This is a genomic window from Pricia antarctica (assembly GCF_900101815.1).
GTDB lineage: Bacteria > Bacteroidota > Bacteroidia > Flavobacteriales > Flavobacteriaceae > Pricia > Pricia antarctica.
Window position 1 is genome coordinate 170,969 of sequence record NZ_FNAO01000007.1, and the last position, 18,411, is coordinate 189,379.

Here is an 18,411-nt window from a genome sequence, read left to right on the forward strand (position 1 = left end):
AAATTTTATGAAACTTTGGATGGAAAAATTTAAATCTTAATTTTTGCCATCCCTAAAAAGGGGAAGTCTTTATTCTGATATACATTTAATTTCCTGATATAGTTGAGGATATGCTATTTTGAGCTATTGTTTTTTCTGAATGTTAAATCTTCTTTGATTGTTAACGAAAACAGCCTTTCTAAAGATTTTTCTTTCACGATTGAATTGAGGTAAGTGATTACGAGATCCGAATAGTTCACGGAAAGCCTTTCAAGTTTTTGTACAATATAATACGGTTCGAACCTCGTTTTTATCGGTAACAAAAAATAGGTACCTATCTCCACCATCGGCAATTTTAAATTTCTTTCGTATTTCCGCCACGCTTTCCGAAAAATTGCGAGTGCTGATATTTGCCTTGTCCAGACCCAACCGCTTGAGGTTCCTTTTTGAATAGGGGAAAGCCATATCCAATCTAAAACGTCTTCCCGGAAAATCGACAAGGGTATCGGAGGTGTAGAGATGGGTATGCACATGTAATTTATATAAACCGTAACGATTGCCGACCATCCGAAAAGCCCCGGATTTTAAGATGGCTGCATTGGGCACATACACATAGGAGAGTGGTAACGAATAGGTTGGGCTCGCATTTTTTTCTTCATGTAGCCTAAATTGAAAGGTTTCTTTGCCAGTTTTCGAAAGGTTAATCGTTTTAACAGCGATTTCGGAAACGTATCCTTTACGTAACAGCCAAAGCAACTCTTTTACTTCGTTGTTTACCGCAATTACATGTATTTCCTGTACGTTTTTTAATTCGGCAATACCGATTGAAAAGTCCAGAAGCGGAGAGGTTTTTAATAGGATGTTATCCGATTTGGTAAATAATAATTCCAGGTCATCCAAAACGTTAGGTAAACAATCGGAAAGGCGGAATACTTTTCCTTTGCTATCATTTCTTCGGGAGGGATCGAGATAGATCCAATCAAAACGCGTTTCGGCATCCTTTAAAAATTCCATCCCGTCCGTTGGGATGGTCTTACTATTTTCCGCACCTAAAACTCTAAAATTATGGGCGGCGATTTGGGATAGGTTTTTATCGATTTCACAGTGGAAAACCCGCTCAATTTTTTGACTGAAATAATAGCTATCCACACCGAATCCCCCGGTGGCATCCAAGAGGGATTTTCCGGTAACGATTCCGGCTTTGTATCGGGCCGTAATTTCAGACGAGGTCTGTTCGATATTTAGTTTAGCGGGGTAGTAGATTTTCGGTGTTCCGAACCAAACAGGCAGTTTCTTTTCACACTTTTTTCGGGCTTCGAGCTGTTGGGCGAGTTCTTGGTTCGAAATTCCCTCGAATATAGGCTTTTTAAGAAGAACTGACATGATGTCAGTATTCTTATTATTCATTATAAATTTTTGAACACCAGTATGTAATATCTTTTTATTCAAACTTAAACTATAAACTTCTAGTGAGAGATTTCACGAGCTTATTATCGGCCAAAAACTCCTTCAAAATTACTTTTATAGCGGTATATACGGGTACCGCGACTATCATTCCAACGATCCCAAAAAGCAATCCGGCGATGATAATGATTAAGAAAATTTCCAACGGGTGGGACTTTACGCTATTGGAAAAAATAAAGGGTTGGGAAAAGAAATTATCGACCAATTGGCCTACGGCCAGACCGATGAAAACATAGCCGGCTTTCGGCAGGATAACGGTACTAAAATCCAACCCCAAATTACTGGTCATAGTGAGGAGTATCATGACCAGCCCACCGATGATGGGACCAACATACGGAATGATGTTGAACAGGGCGCATAAAAATGCAATGACGATAGCATTCTCGATACCAACAATCAGCAATGTGACCATGTAAATAACAAAGAGTACAAAAATCTGGAGCAGCAGGCCGACAAAATAGCGCGATAGCAGGCCGTTGATTTTGTCAATGGAGTGCGTGGTCCTGGTCTCTTTGGATTCCGGTACCAATGCCAAAATTCCTTTTTGCAGCAACAGGCGATCCTTCAAGAAAAAAAACGAGATGAAGAGCACCGAAAACAATCCGACACTGGCCGTGCTCAGCACACCTAGGAAAGTGTTCAAAAAATCGGGAATAAATCCCAGGTTGAAACCGTCCAAAACACTTTTCTCGAAATCCGAATTCTGCAGAAGGGCATTGAAGGTTTCCGTTGAGGCACCAAAATACTGGGTTATCTCTTGGTAGAGGGAGATCAGTTTTTGCTGCAGGTCATCAATATCGAGCAGCGACAAGTTTTTGCCCTGTTCCGTCAACAGGGGTACAAACAGCGCGATAACTCCCGCAAAAATACCCAGCATTAAGAGCATGGTGAGAATGACGGCCAACAGATTCGGGAATTTCAATTTTCGCCTTAAAAAATAGACCACTGGACTGCCGATCAATGCAATCACCGCTGCAATTGCCAAATACGCAATTACCGACTGAATTTGCCATAAAAAATAGAGGAGCAGGGAAATACCTAAAATAATGCCCACAGCCCGTAATATTCCCGTGGATATGGTTTTCGCAGTCATTGCTGAAAAAAGTTTATGAGTTTATTGGGTGATGAGTTTATAAAATATGAAGTTTTCTCGTTTTGTCTACCGCTGCTGCTACCTAGTATTGAATTTCAGTGCTCAAAAGCATATGCTACAATATTAGCCCCCATTTCAAGTGCCTTTTGGCGTACTTCCTCGGGGTCGTTGTGTACCGAAGGGTCTTCCCATCCGTTGCCGAGGTCGCTTTCGAAAGTGAACAACAGTACCAGCCTGTTCTTATGCATAATACCAAATGCCTGAGGCCGTTTGCCGTCGTGTTCGTGTATTTTTGGAAGGCCCTCCGGAAATTTGTATATTTTCTTAAAAATGGGATGGTCCGCGCCCAATTCCTCTAATTCCGCATCCGGAAAGACTTTGACCAGTTCTTTTCTGAGATAGGGTGCCATTCCGTAATTGTCGTCGATATGTAAAAATCCGCCGGATTCCAGATAGGTACGAAGATTTTCGGCCTCCTCTTGGGAAAAGACAACGTTGCCGTGGCCCGTCATGTGCAAAAAAGGATACTGAAAAATAGCAGAACTTCCCACTTCTACAGTTTCCGGTTTTTCTGTGATTTTGGTGCCGATATGGGCATTACAGAACCGGATCAGGTTCGGCAGCGACGTGGGGTTGCTGTACCAATCCCCACCACCATTGTACTTAAGTACGGCAATTTCCTGGGCATTGGCCATTGCCATAAAAAAGAGGCAGAAAGTCGTGCAACGCCGAATTTTTCTAAGGCTTGAACGTACAAAATAGTGTGTAACCATAATGGTGTCAATAAGTGTCAAAGGTATGAATAATCACAATGCGGTTGAATCGATAAAGCACTCGACATTGGTGTGCGACCACAAAAAGGATGCTGGTAACTGTTTAGTAATCCGTTTCAACAGTAATTTAGAAATCACACTTTGCTTGTTCGATCCGGTAATCAAAAGAATTATTTTTTTAGATTGGAGAATATCATCCATGCCAAGGGTCAATCCATACCTGGGCTTGATTTCCATGGTATTTGCCATAGCGTGCTGTAGCGATTGATGTGATAGGCGGGCCATATGGCAATTTGAATTCAAAGCCTCTGCCGGTTCGTTGAACCCGATGTGGCCATTCTTTCCCAACCCCAAGATGCAGATATCGATCGGACCATTGAGCCGGATTTCCTTTTGTATCCGCTGGCATTCTTTTCTGGGGGAAACCGGATCGCTTTTAAACGCAATATACCGGTCGCTTGAAATGTGCAAAGGCCGGAGGATTTTTTCTTGGATAAAGGTTTCACATGAATTGGGGTCAGTAGAAGGTATTCCGCCCCATTCATCGAGTTTTATAATCCTTAGTTTCTTAAATACTTCCTTTTCATCGAAGTAGCTTGCTGCCAAATTTTGGTAGACCCCAACCGGGGAATTTCCCGTAGCGGCACAAATCAATTGTCCGGGTTTTTCCCTTAAATCGGCAACGATCGAATCGCTGCCCGAACGGCTCATTTCTCCATAATCGCTACAGTACTGCACTTTCATATCAGCAATAGTTTTGGTTAACCAGAACAAATGTCATGCGCGTACTACTTGCCCCAAGATATCCGAACAGACCCATCGAAACCTACTGTTTCGGATAATAAGTATATATGATTGGTTTTTTTAAAATTGAAAATACTATTTTTTTGTTACATTTAGGAATCAATTATAACTAGGAATCAACCTAACTATTCGCCAATTGATAAGGGGTGATGATTTCTGGCCTGCCATGAATTACAATAAAACACTTGAAAGCAGTAATACATAAATACGGAACACAATGAAAAGAAGACAATTTTTGTCCCAGGGAACAATGACCATGGCATCGGTAGGATTTCTATCGCAAATGCCGACCGCAATTTTTGCTGCTCCTATAAACAAAGGGATAGCTTTACCTATCGGCTTTCAGTCGTACGTGCTACGGGAAGATATCGGTAAGGACCTTAATGGTACGTTGAACAAAATGGCCGGAATGGGCTATGAATATGTCGAAATGTGCTCGCCCAAAGGCTATCTGGGGCCTTTTGAGCCTTTGGCCAAATATTCGGGCAAAGAACTGATGCAACAGATCACTGATACCGGAATGAAATGCAATAGCAGCCATTTTACCTGGGACGAGATGAAAGGAAACCTTGATGAGCGTATCGAATTCGCCAACGAAATGGGTCTTGAACATTTTGTTGCCTCGGGAGGGCTACATTCCGAAAGCCTGGACGATCTGAAGGAGAAATGTACCCAATTGAACGCCATGGGAGAAAAGATAAAAAAAGCGGGCATGATTGCGGGCTTCCATAACCATATCTCAGAATTCGAGACCAAGTTCGATGGCAAGTATGAGTATGACGTGATATTGGAGCTGTTGGATCCCGAGGCTGTGAAAATGCAATATCAGACCCAGCCGATCACCATGGGTGTTCAAGGTTCTGCCTATTTTAACAAATTCCCGGGTAGGTTTATTTCAACCCATATGCAAGATTACAATCCAAAAGATACCACCAAAGAAATCGCTTTGGGACAGGGAATTGCGGATTGGAAAGATTTCTTCGCCGCCGCTAAAAAGGGGGGTGTTCAAGTTGCCTATGTCGAGATGGAGTCGAATCCCGGTACGTTGAAGGATAGTGTTAGATATTTAAAAAATCTTTAACAGTTCAATTCTAAATTCAGGGTTACCCATTATTGATCATAGTCACCACCGTACACGCTACAATGGCTGCGGTTTCAGTTCGCAATCGGGCCTCTCCGAGCGACACCGCCAAAAAACCCTTATCCTCGGCGGATTTTGTTTCGTTTTCGGAGAAATCGCCTTCTGGGCCTATGAGCACGGTAACATCGTGATCGGGTGCCACCCTTCGTTTTAGTTCGACCTTCGCATCTTGCGTACAATGGGCAATAAAAAGAAGTCCCTTGTGTTCCTTTTCCAAATAATCCTTGAAGGAGATGGCTTCGTTCAGCTGGGGAAGATAAGATCGCAGGCTCTGTTTCATAGCGGACTGCACTATCTTTTCTGACCGTTCTTGTTTGACAGTCTTGCGTTCTGAGCGTTCACAGATGATTGGCGTTATCTCATTCACGCCGATTTCGGTCGCTTTTTCCAAAATCCACTCGAAGCGATCATTCGATTTTGGTGGCGCGACAACGAGATGGAACCAATACATTCCCCGGTGCTTTTTGGCATTGGAAATAACCTGCGCCATACATCTTTTCGGATTGGCGTCAATTATTTTGGCCTCGAACATCTGCCCTTTTCCGTTGGTAATGTGCAAAATATCATCCGCTTTCCTTCGCAGCACCTTTATGATGTGTTTGCTTTCGTCTTCCGGAAATGTGAATTGTGAAACGCTACTGTCGAGATCGGGGTTGTAGAAGAGTTGCATAAAAACTAAATTACGGAAAAAAGTTCAATCGTAAGTATCCCTACACTTCGAGGGCAAGAAGTTTACAGGGCTGTCCTCCTCAAATAACAGTAATCTTTGAAATATTAAACATTCTTCAAACATGAACTATCAGGATTATTTAAGGATTGATTCCAATAAAAGAGGAGAAAACCCTGTATTCGTGGATTGCGAATCACAGTTTATGATGTTTTGGAATACCTGGCCTCAAATATGACCGACGCAAAGACCCTCGATGATTTTAAAGACCCCACCCGTGAAGACCTGAAAGCATATATTGCCTTTGCTGCCGACCGCGAACGTAAACTAATGACTATTGCTAATGACTACCGATTCCGTACCTCGCCTTCGCGGTAACCGCTTGATTGGCAAATAACCCTTCTTGATATTTCAAATAACCCACAATGCCTATCATTGCGGCGTTGTCGGTGCAGTATTCGAATTTCGGTACGTAGGTGGTCCAACCGCGTTTTTTTTCGGCTTGCTTGAGGGCCATCCGGATACTGGAATTGGCGGATACGCCGCCACCAATTGCAATTCGGGTAATACCGGTCTGTTTCGAGGCCTTTTTGAGCTTATCCATCAAAATGCCTACAATGGTTTTTTGTATCGAAGCACAGATATCCTTTAAATTCTCGGTTACAAAATCCGGGTTCTTCGCCGTTTCCCGTTGAATGAAATAGAGAATACTAGTTTTTAGTCCGCTAAAACTGAAATTGAGGCCGTCTACTTTGGGTTTAGGGAAGGGAAAGGCATCGGGATTTCCTTCTTGGGCATATCGATCGACTAAAGGACCGCCAGGGTAGGGAAGTCCCATTATCTTGGCACTTTTATCAAAGGCTTCCCCAACGGCATCATCTAAAGTTTCGCCCAAGATTTCCATATCGAAATGATGCTTGACCAGAACGATCTGGGTATGACCGCCGCTGATGGTTAGCGCTAAAAACGGGAATTCTGGGACACTGCTATCCTCGTTCTTGCCTTTACGCCCTTTACTACCTTGCTGCCTACCAATTCCTTCGTCCCTACCAATTTCTTCGTCCCTGCCAATTCCTTCATCCTCATCCTCTATAAAGTGCGCCAAAATATGGGCCTGCATGTGATTGACCTCGATCAGCGGAACATTCAGTCCCAGGGCCAGGGACTTGGCAAAAGAGGTGCCCACCAACAAAGAACCCATAAGGCCCGGTCCGCGTGTAAAAGCTATGGCTGATATGTCTTTTTTGTCGATATTTGCCTTGACCAAAGCTTGGTGTACCACGGGAACAATATTTTGTTGGTGCGCCCGAGAGGCAAGTTCGGGTACAACCCCCCCGTACTCCTCATGTATTTTTTGGGTGGCCACCACATTGCTGAGCACTTTTTTATTCTTTAGAACCGCAGCGGAAGTGTCGTCGCATGACGACTCGATGGCAAGAATGTAACTATTTTTTTGTTTCACCGTGTTTGGAATAAAATTTGGGAACAAAGGTATTTAAATTCAGTGCTAACCTGAAATAATTGGTTACTTTGGTTTTTGAGGGAAAAAAATTTAATATTCAATGGGATGGCCACGATCTATGAACCTGTAGAAGGTAACGTCGCGCATTGAACTGTTTCAATATCAGCATTTAACAAATATCGCTTTATCAAAAAACTGAGAAAAATACTGATCCGGACCGTACTGGTGCTTTTGCTGATCAGTGTTTTGGGTACGCTGATACTCTCATTGCCCATCGTTCAAACCAGTTTTGCCCGGTATGCCGCCGATACCATCAACAAAGACTTCGGTACGCATATCAGTATCGATAGGCTGCGTATTTCGTTGATTTCCTGGGATACCAATCTAAAGGGCGTTTATATCGCCGATTATCAAAGGGATACGCTTTTCTACGTCAATGAGCTCACGACTTCCATATTGAGCGTTCGAAACCTGATCAAGGGCCAGCTCGAATTCGGGGATATCGATATCGACCAGCTCGATTTTAAACTCAAGACCTACCGCGATACCACAAGTACGAATCTGGAGGTGTTTATCGATAAACTGGACGATGGCCGCCCAAAAGACCCGAACAGACCGTCCTTTTTCTTTTCCTCGTCCGATGTCGAGATAGCCAATAGTAATTTCATCCTCATAGACGAAAATCGGGAAACGGAGCAAATGCTACATTTCACCGGCCTTAATATCCGCGCGAAGGATTTTCAAATATCGGGGCCCCAGGTCACCGCAGATATCAAAGCGATGTCCTTTAAAAGCGGTAGGGGCATCGTGGTCGAGAAAATGGCAACCGAATTCAAGTATACCCGAGAGCAGATGCGCTTCGATTCGTTGCTAATCAATACCCCAAGGTCGCATTTGAAGGGGAATCTGGTATTCGATTATGAACGTACGGATTTCGAGGATTTTCTGAACAAGGTAAAGCTGACCGCCGATTTTGACGATTCTACCGTGGCGTTCGACGAGATAAACATGCTTTACGATCAGTTCGGAAAGGGCAAGGAGGTAAATTTTTCTTCGCAGCTCAGCGGGGTTTTGAACGACCTGACCACCGAGCAGCTATTCCTGCAATCGGACAATACCGGTATTCGGGGCAATTTCAATTTCAAGAACCTGTTTACGAAGACCAAACCTTTTATCATGAAGGCCGATATGAAAAACGTAAGCTCTAGCTATTACGAACTGCGGTCCTTGATGCCCAACATCATTGGCAAATCATTACCGCCGGTCGTTTTTCAGAAATTGGGCCAGTTTACCATCCGGGGAAATGCAACTATTTCCGATACTTCCATTGACGCCAAGGTAAATTTGAATACCGCTATCGGAAGTAGCTATGCTGACGTAACTTTAAATGGGGTAAACGACATCAACAATGCGACCTATAAAGGATTTATTTCATTGATGGATTTTGACCTAGGCGATTTTGTGGATAACAAAAGATTGGGAAAAACGACCTTGGATGTCAACATTGAGGGAAAAGGGTTCTTGCAAAAAACCCTGAACACCGAGGTTATCGGTGAGGTGTATACGCTCAATTTTAACGACTATACGTATAAGAATATCAAGGTATCCGGTATTTTAAAAGATCAACTTTTTGACGGTAGCCTGGTCGTCGATGATGAGAATGTGAAATTCGATTTTAACGGATTGGCCGACTTTGGCTCTGCGCAAAACGATTTTAATTTTAATGCCAATGTAGACTACGCCGACCTCAAACGCCTACATTTTATCAATGACAGCGTTTCAATTTTTAAAGGCAACGTAAACATGAACGTTACCGGAAACACCCTGGACGATCTGATGGGGGACATCTCGTTTACCAAAACCGTTTTCAAGAACAAGAACGAGGTCTACTATTTTGAGGATTTCAAGGTGTCTTCCAGTTTCGAGAACGACTCCATCCGCATCATTGATATCAATTCCCCCGATATAATCACCGGATACCTGAAAGGTAATTTTAAGGTGAAAGAGCTGGGTAAATTGCTCCAGAATTCCCTCGGAAGTATTTATACCAACTATCGGCCCTTCAAGATTTCCAGTGGGCAGACGTTGGCCTTTAATTTTAAGATCTACAATAAGATTGTCGATGTGTTCTTTCCCGAGGTGAAGTTTGATCCCAATACTTTTATTAAGGGAGATATCGTGGCGGACGAGGGCGATTTTAAATTAAATTTCAAATCACCAAGTATTGAGGCCTTCGGCAATGAGGCCGATAATATCGACATCCGGATCGACAACAAGAACCCTTTGTTCAACACCTTTATTTCCGTAGGCGATCTTTCGAACCGCTTTTATGATGTCAAGGATTTTAACCTGATCAACACTACCTTGAAGGATACGCTTTTCTTTAGAACGGAATTCAAGGGCGGCCGAGAGTTTGACGATAGTTACAACCTTAATTTTTACCACACTTTTAACGCCGATAATAAGTCCGTTATCGGTTTAAAGACCTCTGAGGTGAGCTTTAAGGGCAATACCTGGGTATTGAACAAAGATAATGACAACAAAAACAAAGTAATCATCAATCGCACCCTGGATAGTATCGATATTCGGGAAATCGTAATGAACAACAGCCAAGAAGAACAGATCCGACTTCGTGGCGAACTGGCCGACTCTACGTATAAAGATCTCGAACTACAGTTCAAGATCGTATCGCTGGATAAAATCACACCTGCCATTGACAGCCTGAAATTACAGGGTGAGGTGAACGGTACCTTGAACATACTTCAAAAAGACGATATTTACCTTCCATCCTCGAACTTGGGCATCGAAGATTTTTCCATCAACAATATCCGGTTGGGCGATTTGGCGCTTGGTATCGTGGGTAATAAAGACCTTACCGAATTCTCGGTAAACACGCAGATAAAAAACAAGGGTCGTGAAAAACTAAGTGTTATAGGCACTATTAATAATCAGGGCGACATGCCCGTGGCGGATCTTTCGGTCAGTCTCGACAGCTTTGACCTTGAGCCTTTCGCCCCATTGGGCGAGGCCATTCTTCGCAATATCAGAGGCGATGTTACCGGTACCGCCACCATAACCGGCCCTGTGAACAATCCCGATTTTGAGGGCGTCCTTACTTTAAATAATGCCGGATTGGGAGTGCCCTATCTTAATGTGGATTATAGTTTTGCGAATAGTTCACGGGTAAACCTGTACAAGCAGACTTTCGATTTCGATAACATACAAATAACCGATGTCGCCAAAAAAACAAAGGCGACCTTAGACGGTACGATAAGCCACTCCTTTTTCGATAATTGGTTATTAGATCTTAATGTGGATACCCAGAACGATCGATTGCTCGTTTTGAATACCGATTTTGAAGAGGAAGTATTGTACTACGGCACTGGATTCCTAAATGGAAAAGGAAGGATTTTTGGTCCCACAAAGGCATTGAACATAAAAGTGGAAGGCGAAACGGCCCGCGGAACCTCGTTGAAAATTCCCTTGAGCGACGTGGCATCCATCGGGGATTATTCCTTCATTAATTTTGTCAAAAAAAACGGACTCGATAGTATCGACGAAACACGCACCTTGGATGAATTTCAGGGGCTCGAGCTTACTTTCGACCTAGACGTAACCCCCGAAGCCGAGGTAGAGATCGTTACCGATACCGAAACGGGAAGCTCCCTTAGGGGAAGCGGAGTGGGGATTATTCTCATCCGAATCAACACGCTCGGGGCCTTCGAGATGTACGGGGATTTTGTCGTGGTAGAAGGGGAATACAATTACAAGTTCGGGGGCGTGATCAACAAAACTTTTCAGGTAAAACCGGGCGGTACCATTGTCTGGGACCGCGAGCCGCTCAAAGCAACCTTAGACCTTGAAGCAGTCTATGCCCTTAACGCGAACCCGGCACCGTTGCTCGATAATTCGGACTACAGACGGCGCATACCTACCGAGGTGGTCATTAAACTGACCAATGAACTTGAGAGTCCCGATATCGCTTTCAAGATTGATTTTCCGGGTACGAACTCCATTATTCAGTCCCAATTACAATATCGGTTACAAGATCCCGCGGTCGAAGAACGCAATGCCCTTTTTCTGTTGGCCCAAGGCTCCTTTGTCAACGACCAGACCGGCATCAACCAACAGGCGGTGACCGGCAACTTATTACAATCCGCATCGGGACTCCTGAACCAAGTTTTGGGCGAGAACGATAATTTCAATTTGGGTCTTTCCTACGAACAGGGCTTTATTGACCGTAGCACGGCCTTTGAGACAGAGAGCCGGGTCGGGGTCACGGTATCGACACAGATCAGCGATAGGTTGCTCTTCAATGGCAAGGTGGGCGTGCCGGTCGGGGGGACGAGGGAAACCGTAGTTGCCGGGGATTTCGAGATTGAGTTGTTATTGAACGAAGAAGGTACCTTAAGCGCTAAGTTTTTTAACCGTGAAAACGAAATACGGGAATATCTGGCCGATAGGCTGGGGTATACCCAAGGAGTCGGTATTTCTTATGAAGTCGATTTTGATAGTTTCAGCGCGCTTTTTCGAAAACTCCTAAAAAAGGATGCGGCCCCCAAAGAAGATTTGCCGGATCTCGATAAGGTACCTACCGCGGTGATGGGCAAAGACAGCCTGTTGCGGTTTTACCCGAAATCGAAGTTGAATGGCGGGCGATAATTTTTCAACTTATTGTCAGTTTCCATCTATTATTTCTACGAAAACGTTTGAGATGCTACGAATAATTCAAATTAGCAGCCTGCGCCCTACTTGAATTGGAACAAGTTTTGTAATTTTGCAGCTTAGTTTTTTTAATGGGTCCAGAAATAAAGAAAATTGGGGTTTTGACTTCCGGTGGCGATTCCCCCGGCATGAATGCGGCCATACGGTCCGTCGTTCGTACCTGTGCTTATATGAAGGTCGATTGTGTAGGTATCTATAGAGGATATCAAGGTATGATCGAGGGCGATTTCAAACCTATGGATGCCCGAAGCGTCAACAACATCATTAATAAGGGAGGTACGATATTGAAGTCCGCCCGATGTGACGAGTTCCGCACGCCCGAAGGCCGTAAGATGGCCTATGAACAGCTACGTGCCGAAGGTATCGATGCCTTTGTGGTCATCGGAGGCGATGGTAGCTTTCATGGGGCAATGACGTTCAACGAAGAATACCACTTTCCGATTATCGGTATACCCGGAACGATCGATAACGATATTTTCGGTACCTCGAACACCGTAGGTTTCGATACGGCAATGAACACCGTGGTAGACGTCATCGACAAGATCAGGGATACCGCAAGTTCGCACAACAGATTGTTCTTTGTAGAGGTGATGGGCCGTGATGTCGGCCATATTGCGCTAAACGCCGGCGTAGGTGCCGGAGCCGAGGAGATATTGATTCCCGAGGAAAACCGGGGCTTGGAACGTTTGTTGGAATCGTTGAAGCGCAGTAAAAAATCCGGGAAATCATCAAGTATCGTAGTGGTTGCTGAAGGTGACAAGATAGGCAAAAGTGTTTTCGAGCTCAAGGAATATGTCGAGGAACACCTTCCTATATATGATGTACGCGTTTCCGTACTGGGGCACATGCAGCGAGGCGGCGCACCTTCGTGCTACGATCGCGTGCTTGCGAGCAGAATGGGGGTGAAGGCCGTGGAAAGCCTGTTGGAGGGCATGACGAATTTTATGGTCGGTGTTCAAAATAATAAGATTATTCTGACCCCGATCAGTAAGGCTATCAAAGGGCATACCAAAATAGATAAAGAACTTATACGCGTCTCAGAAATCATGACCACCTAGTTGTGGCACTCGGGAATCGAACCAAAACAGCTGCGTTTTTCGAAAATTGAACATAGACTCCTATGTATTGAACAACTTTAGTTTAGGAGTTTAGAAGGAAAACAGATAGTTTTGAAACGATAATCATTAGCATACCGCACCCAACATGGGTGTAATACATAAAACATAATTTTAATCCTAAAAACAGAATACTATGTCAGATTTAAAAATAGGAATTAACGGATTTGGACGCATCGGAAGATTGGTCTTTCGTGAGACAGTCAGAAGAGAAGGTGTCGATGTCGTCGCTATCAACGATCTTTTGGAAGTCGAGCACTTGGCCTACCTTTTAAAATACGATTCCGTTCACGGTCATTTCGACGGTACGGTAGAGGTTAAGGACGGACACCTAGTGGTCAACGGGAAGACCGTAAGGATCACCGCGGAAAGAGAGCCCAAAAATATAAAATGGGATGCCGTAGGTGTCGAGATCGTTGCCGAATGTACCGGAATTTTCAAAACTTTGGACATGGCGCAGAAGCATATCGACGGCGGTGCCAAAAAAGTAGTGATTTCCGCTCCTTCGCCCGATGCTCCTATGTTCGTCATGGGCGTTAACCATAAAGAGGTGAAAGCATCCGATAAAATCGTATCCAATGCTTCGTGTACGACCAATTGTTTGGCACCCATGGCCAAGGTATTGAACGATAGTTTTGGCATCGAAGAAGCCTTGATGACTACAGTTCACGCTACGACCGCCACGCAAATGACCGTAGATGGCCCATCCCAAAAAGATTGGAGAGGTGGCCGAAGTGCTATGTTGAATATCATACCTGCTTCAACAGGTGCCGCTAAAGCCGTTACCAAAGTAATTCCGGCCTTGGAAGGAAAACTTACGGGAATGGCCTTCAGGGTGCCGACCGCCGATGTTTCCGTTGTGGATTTGACCGTGCGTTTGGAGAAGGAAACTTCATATGAAGAAATCAAAAAAGCATTCAAAACCGCTTCGGAAGGAGATTTGAAGGGAATTTTAGGATATACTGAAGAAGAGGTGGTATCCCAAGATTTCGTTAGCGATCCCCGAACCAGTATTTTCGATGCCGGTGCGGGAATGGAACTGAATTCCAAATTCTTTAAACTGATTTGCTGGTATGACAACGAAGCCGGATTCTCCAACAAAATGGTAGATTTGGCACAGCACGTGGCAAGTTTGTAATTTTTAAGGTATTTTTTTAACTGAATCCTGAGATTAGGCAAAATTTTGCTTATTTTCAGGATTCTTTTTGTTACGTTTTACCGATTACGATTTTTTCTAAACACACTCTGAATGTCTATTCATTTCATTACGTTTTTCAGAATTTGGAATTTGAGATTTGGTGCTTGAAATTAAATTACACAGCTTATGATATTAATTGTAGATAGCGGGGCAACAAAATCCGACTGGATAGCCTTAGACAAAAATGGCAACCAATTGTTCATCACCCAGACATTGGGACTGAGTCCCGAAGTTTTGACCCGGAACGTCATCGAAGACCGATTGGCCAACAATTTCGAGCTCTCCAAGAATAAAGATGAGGTGACCCAGTTGCATTTTTACGGTGCGGGCTGCGGTACCGATCGCATGAAAAAGTTTTTGGCCGAAATTTTTAAGGATTTTTTTCCCAAAGCCAAGGCCGATGTCAAGGAAGACACCTTTGCCGCCATTTTTTCAACGACCAAGGTAGGGCATCAAGGTATTGTCTGTATTTTGGGCACCGGTTCCAATTGCAGTTATTATGATGGTGAGCGCCTGCATCAAAAAGTGACCTCTTTGGGGTATATTCCCATGGATGACGGAAGCGGTAATTTCTTCGGAAGAAAATTGATACGGGATTATTATTTTAACAAGATGCCGCAAGATTTGGCGGAAAAATTCGCCGAGGGATACGATCTCGAGGCCGATGTTATTAAGGAGAACCTCTACAAGCAGCCCAATCCGAATACGTATTTGGCCACCTTCGCCCGGTTTCTTGTGGAGAACAAAGATCACCCGTATTCAAAGGGTGTTATCGATAAGGGCTTTCAGCAGTTCATCAATAACTACATCATGCAATTCGATTTGGCCACCAAGGTGCCCATCAACTTTGTGGGAAGCATTGCCCATTACCTCCGCAAAGAACTGACCGCCGTTCTCGAGCGCAATGATTTGATCGTAGGGGTTATCCGCCAGAGGCCCATTGAGGGCTTGATGGAGTTTCACCGGGAGACGCTGTAACAAAATCAAAATCAAATTCAAAAACCAAATTTAATTACAAGGCTGGCTAAAGTCATCATTGTAGTGCCCGTGGTTTAAAGTATAATCGCTATTTCGCAGCTGTTCAAGGTTGCAAGTATTTCATTTTTTCCGTGAACGTTCAACTTCTATCGTCGCCTTCTAGATGGCTGACTGCGGTTCTCCCATTTCAGATCGCTAAGCAGGGAGCTTTTTATCCCGATAAAAAAGTACCAGCGGGAGTAGGTGCCGAACGGGGTCCAATTGAAGTTCATGCGGAAACTTTTCAGGTCGCGCTCGAACCGGAGCTGGGTCAGGGTGAACCCTTTATTCTTAAAATCATAGCCCGATGACCCGCCGACCTTCCACCGTGGCGAAAGTTCGATATCACCGGAGAACATGAGGGAATGGCTGCTGAATTCGTTCTGACGTGCGGAATTGAAGTAGCTGGCGGAATAGGCTAGTCGGAAATTCCATGGGATTTTTGTGGCGTAGGGCGGGTTTTCGACATCCTCGTCCTCATCTTCCCCATACTTGTCATCGATCAATCGATTGTCGTAATTATCGGCACGTCCGAAAAGGTCATCGTCCCGGCCGCCACTCTGGGCCACATAATCGTAGGCACCCGCTTCATCCTCTTCCTCTTCTTCCTCTTTCTTTTTGCCAAAAGTCTTGCTATCAATGGAATATCCGATATTGATATTGGCGGCCGTTAAGCGTAAAAGACTTCCACCGTTATTTATATTAAACGTATTGATGCGCCTTCCATTATTGTCGATAGCATACGGATCAAGGCCTGCGGAAAAATTGATAGACATTTTATTGTTCAGTATGTTGGTGCCGCCGTTGATGCGCAAGGGACTTATTTTGAGCGAGTCGGACTCAAAATTATAGCCCGTAGAAAGATTGAAATTGCTCAGAATGGGCACCTTTTTGGCCTCGGTGGCCGTAGAATCCTTATCCGTTACTTTGGCCTCGAGGGTGTTGGCCAACGAAAAACTGAGACTGTTCGATTTACCAAGACTGGGCGCGCCGTTCAAAGTACCTTCGAACCGGCTATATTGTACCAGTTCGTCAAGGTCGGAGTTGAAATATTCATCATAAAACTGATCGAACGAGGGGGCATACCCGTAACTTAGGGACGGCCGCATCACGTGTCGAATGGCCTGTATCTTCTTATCTTCCCCGAAAGTAAAGGTGCCGTAGATCGTGGTGCCGATACTCGCGCTAAGATTATAGGTGTTATATCGGTCGAAACCGGGTATGGTATCCCTTACCACAATGCCCCGGTCAGCATCGGTAGCCGGTTGATAGCGCTGACGAAAGGTTTCCAACGCCCAAACATCCTCATAACTACCGCCCATACTGACACTAAAAAATTTGGCGACCTTAAAATTCGTGCTGATGGGGATACGGTGCCGGGCGCCGAACTTTGCGTCGTCGAACATTTTGGCCGTAAAAAACTCCGCATCGTTCGTTGTCAGTTGGTTGCGGGCGTTGACATCGTACTGAAAGTTAACGTTCTGTATCACGCCTTTCTTGATGCCATCGCGTTTGGCAAAGGGAAAAATCCGCTCCATACTCGCCTGAAAGGTGGGCAAGGTCATTTGAATGTTCTTTTCATCGGGATTTTCTCGGGCAGAAGGACTCGTATTCTGGGAGTGTGTCGCCGTAAGGCTCATATTCACGGATGGATACGCGGGAAAGGTCTTTGAGTACGAAATCGAGGACGATAGGTTGTTGTTCTGGGTCAGCGGTAAGTTGACCTGGTTCAGTGATTGCTGGTAATACGAGCTGCTACCGAGGTTGACGGATGCCGAAAACTGGGAATTCGGACTCGCCTTTTGGTCCTGCGAATGCGATATTTGAATGTTATAGGCCGTGCTATTGCTATAATCGTCGAAACCTTTCTGGCTGGTCACCAGATTTTCGTACCTGAAATTCACATTGCCGCGATATCGGTACCGCTTCGTATAGACACTTTGGGTACGAAAGCCATAGCTACCATTGGTGTAAAAATCACCGGTAAGGGTTATATCCGCATATTCGGAAAAAGGTACATAGTACCCCCCGTTCTGTAAAAAGTAGCCCCGGTTGGGATCGTTGCCGAAGGTGGGCATCATCAGACCGGCCGTACGCCCGGTGGTCAATGGAAAATAGGCGAAGGGCAGGCCGATCGGGGTCGGTACATCGGCGATATACAGGTTGCTAAATCCGGCAATCACCTTCTTTTTCGGTACAAACTTGGCCTTGCGCAATCGAATGTAATAATCGGGATTTACGGTGTCCTTTGACGTCGTTATTTTGGCCTCGCTCATAAAATAGACCGAATCGTTTTCCTTTTTAGTGACCTCCGCATACACTTTCATGGCATCGCTGCCCAGTTGGCCCAATCCGGCCTGCTGTTCGGTACGTGAGTTGAAGATCAAGGCCTTTTCGGTATCGAAATTAAAGCGGATGCTGTCCGGCCGTACCTCATTATCGCCCTGCTTGAAAAAAGGCAGCTGGGTATAATTCCCAAGGGAATCCTTTATACGGCCCGCGTAGACTTCGTTTTTCACATAATCCATTGTGATTTTCCCGGCCTTTAGTTCGGTATCCTGATAATAAATTTCCGCTTCGTCGTAAAGATAAATTTTTTGGTCTTTTTGGCTGAGCTTTACGTAATCTTTGGCCTTGTACCTGATTTTGTCAAGCAACAGGGGCTGTTTGCCATTGATAGGAACTACGGCGGTGGAATCTTGAGCCGGCAGGGTATCTTTTTTAATGGGATTCGGATAGAGCGGTGCGATGATCGTATCTTGCTCGGCCTTAATGGGCAGGGGTATCAAACCGTCTTCCTGTGCGACCGCCGACCAGACGCCGACAAATAGCAAAACCAGTAATACTAAATGACGATTGTTTGATTGCAAGGCTATATATCCTATTTTTGTAACCGTTTGGCTCGGCGTTTTCGTTATAATAGCTAGCGGCCCATAGATAACAAAGCCCAAACTTACATATATTTTTTGTTCC

13 protein-coding genes are annotated in these 18,411 nt (G+C 44.6%); 6 read left to right on the plus strand and 7 right to left on the minus strand.

From position 1 onward, the window contains the following. Positions 1 to 249: 249 nt before the first annotated feature. From BLT07_RS14510 to BLT07_RS14525, 4 genes are all read right to left on the minus strand, one after another. Positions 250 to 1,386: a class I SAM-dependent methyltransferase gene (locus tag BLT07_RS14510; protein ID WP_317040769.1), complete on the minus strand. Its 1,137-nt coding sequence runs from the start codon at positions 1,384 to 1,386 to the stop codon at positions 250 to 252. 49 nt (positions 1,387 to 1,435) lie between these two features. After that, positions 1,436 to 2,536: an AI-2E family transporter gene (locus tag BLT07_RS14515; protein WP_091870313.1), complete on the minus strand. Its 1,101-nt coding sequence runs from the start codon at positions 2,534 to 2,536 to the stop codon at positions 1,436 to 1,438. A 95-nt stretch (positions 2,537 to 2,631) separates the two neighbouring features. Continuing rightward, positions 2,632 to 3,237, minus strand: coding sequence for a DUF4159 domain-containing protein (locus BLT07_RS14520; RefSeq protein WP_091870318.1), 606 nt, complete (start codon positions 3,235 to 3,237; stop codon positions 2,632 to 2,634). Positions 3,238 to 3,342: 105 nt separating this feature from the next. Then, entirely contained in the window at positions 3,343 to 4,053 is a 711-nt protein-coding gene (locus BLT07_RS14525) for a galactosamine-6-phosphate isomerase (RefSeq protein ID WP_091870322.1), read from the minus strand. A 277-nt stretch (positions 4,054 to 4,330) separates the two neighbouring features. Between BLT07_RS14525 and BLT07_RS14530 the strand changes: the two genes are divergently transcribed. Further along, the gene (locus BLT07_RS14530; protein WP_091870326.1) at positions 4,331 to 5,194 is read left to right on the plus strand and encodes a sugar phosphate isomerase/epimerase family protein; all 864 of its coding nucleotides are present in this window, start codon (positions 4,331 to 4,333) and stop codon (positions 5,192 to 5,194) included. A 22-nt stretch (positions 5,195 to 5,216) separates the two neighbouring features. Here BLT07_RS14530 and BLT07_RS14535 read toward each other — a convergent pair whose 3' ends face one another. Further along, positions 5,217 to 5,924, minus strand: coding sequence for a 16S rRNA (uracil(1498)-N(3))-methyltransferase (locus BLT07_RS14535; protein WP_091870331.1), 708 nt, complete (start codon positions 5,922 to 5,924; stop codon positions 5,217 to 5,219). Between the two features lie 177 nt (positions 5,925 to 6,101). Between BLT07_RS14535 and BLT07_RS21750 the strand changes: the two genes are divergently transcribed. Continuing rightward, the gene (locus BLT07_RS21750) at positions 6,102 to 6,299 is read left to right on the plus strand and encodes a DUF433 domain-containing protein (protein WP_449421127.1); all 198 of its coding nucleotides are present in this window, start codon (positions 6,102 to 6,104) and stop codon (positions 6,297 to 6,299) included. Here the strand turns inward: BLT07_RS21750 and BLT07_RS14545 are convergent. Next, positions 6,262 to 7,383 carry a tRNA (adenosine(37)-N6)-threonylcarbamoyltransferase complex transferase subunit TsaD gene (locus BLT07_RS14545; protein WP_091871034.1) on the minus strand — a complete coding sequence of 374 codons (1,122 nt, stop codon included), beginning with the start codon at positions 7,381 to 7,383 and terminating at the stop codon, positions 6,262 to 6,264. The genes BLT07_RS21750 and BLT07_RS14545 overlap by 38 nt on opposite strands. A 225-nt stretch (positions 7,384 to 7,608) precedes the next feature. On the opposite strand from BLT07_RS14545, the gene BLT07_RS14550 reads away from it, so the two are divergent. The 4 genes from BLT07_RS14550 (at position 7,609) to BLT07_RS14565 (ending at position 15,399) form a co-directional block, all read left to right on the plus strand. Continuing rightward, complete coding sequence (locus BLT07_RS14550; protein ID WP_245726565.1) at positions 7,609 to 12,045, plus strand: translocation/assembly module TamB domain-containing protein; 4,437 nt, start codon at positions 7,609 to 7,611, stop codon at positions 12,043 to 12,045. Between the two features lie 134 nt (positions 12,046 to 12,179). Next, positions 12,180 to 13,166, plus strand: a complete 987-nt coding sequence (pfkA, locus tag BLT07_RS14555) for a 6-phosphofructokinase (RefSeq protein WP_091870334.1) — start codon at positions 12,180 to 12,182, stop codon at positions 13,164 to 13,166. A gap of 193 nt (positions 13,167 to 13,359) precedes the next feature. Continuing rightward, on the plus strand, positions 13,360 to 14,361 hold the full coding sequence (gap, locus tag BLT07_RS14560) for a type I glyceraldehyde-3-phosphate dehydrogenase (RefSeq protein ID WP_091870338.1): 1,002 nt from the start codon (positions 13,360 to 13,362) through the stop codon (positions 14,359 to 14,361). A 186-nt stretch (positions 14,362 to 14,547) separates the two neighbouring features. Further along, on the plus strand, positions 14,548 to 15,399 hold the full coding sequence (locus tag BLT07_RS14565) for an N-acetylglucosamine kinase (RefSeq protein WP_091870342.1): 852 nt from the start codon (positions 14,548 to 14,550) through the stop codon (positions 15,397 to 15,399). A gap of 146 nt (positions 15,400 to 15,545) precedes the next feature. Here BLT07_RS14565 and BLT07_RS14570 read toward each other — a convergent pair whose 3' ends face one another. Continuing rightward, complete coding sequence (locus BLT07_RS14570; protein ID WP_091871043.1) at positions 15,546 to 18,308, minus strand: putative LPS assembly protein LptD; 2,763 nt, start codon at positions 18,306 to 18,308, stop codon at positions 15,546 to 15,548. Positions 18,309 to 18,411 lie beyond the last annotated feature (103 nt).

Bases quoted from the DNA above. Each gene is read 5' to 3' on its own strand.
- BLT07_RS14565 (WP_091870342.1), top strand. From the start codon at position 14,548: ATGATATTAATTGTAGATAGCGGGGCAACAAAATCCGACTGGATAGCC.
- BLT07_RS14530 (WP_091870326.1), top strand. From the start codon at position 4,331: ATGAAAAGAAGACAATTTTTGTCCCAGGGAACAATGACCATGGCATCG.
- BLT07_RS14525 (WP_091870322.1), bottom strand. From the start codon at position 4,053: ATGAAAGTGCAGTACTGTAGCGATTATGGAGAAATGAGCCGTTCGGGC.
- pfkA (WP_091870334.1), top strand. From the start codon at position 12,180: ATGGGTCCAGAAATAAAGAAAATTGGGGTTTTGACTTCCGGTGGCGAT.
- BLT07_RS14535 (WP_091870331.1), bottom strand. From the start codon at position 5,924: ATGCAACTCTTCTACAACCCCGATCTCGACAGTAGCGTTTCACAATTC.
- BLT07_RS14510 (WP_317040769.1), bottom strand. From the start codon at position 1,386: ATGAATAATAAGAATACTGACATCATGTCAGTTCTTCTTAAAAAGCCT.
- BLT07_RS14520 (WP_091870318.1), bottom strand. From the start codon at position 3,237: ATGGCAATGGCCAATGCCCAGGAAATTGCCGTACTTAAGTACAATGGT.
- BLT07_RS14515 (WP_091870313.1), bottom strand. From the start codon at position 2,536: ATGACTGCGAAAACCATATCCACGGGAATATTACGGGCTGTGGGCATT.
- gap (WP_091870338.1), top strand. From the start codon at position 13,360: ATGTCAGATTTAAAAATAGGAATTAACGGATTTGGACGCATCGGAAGA.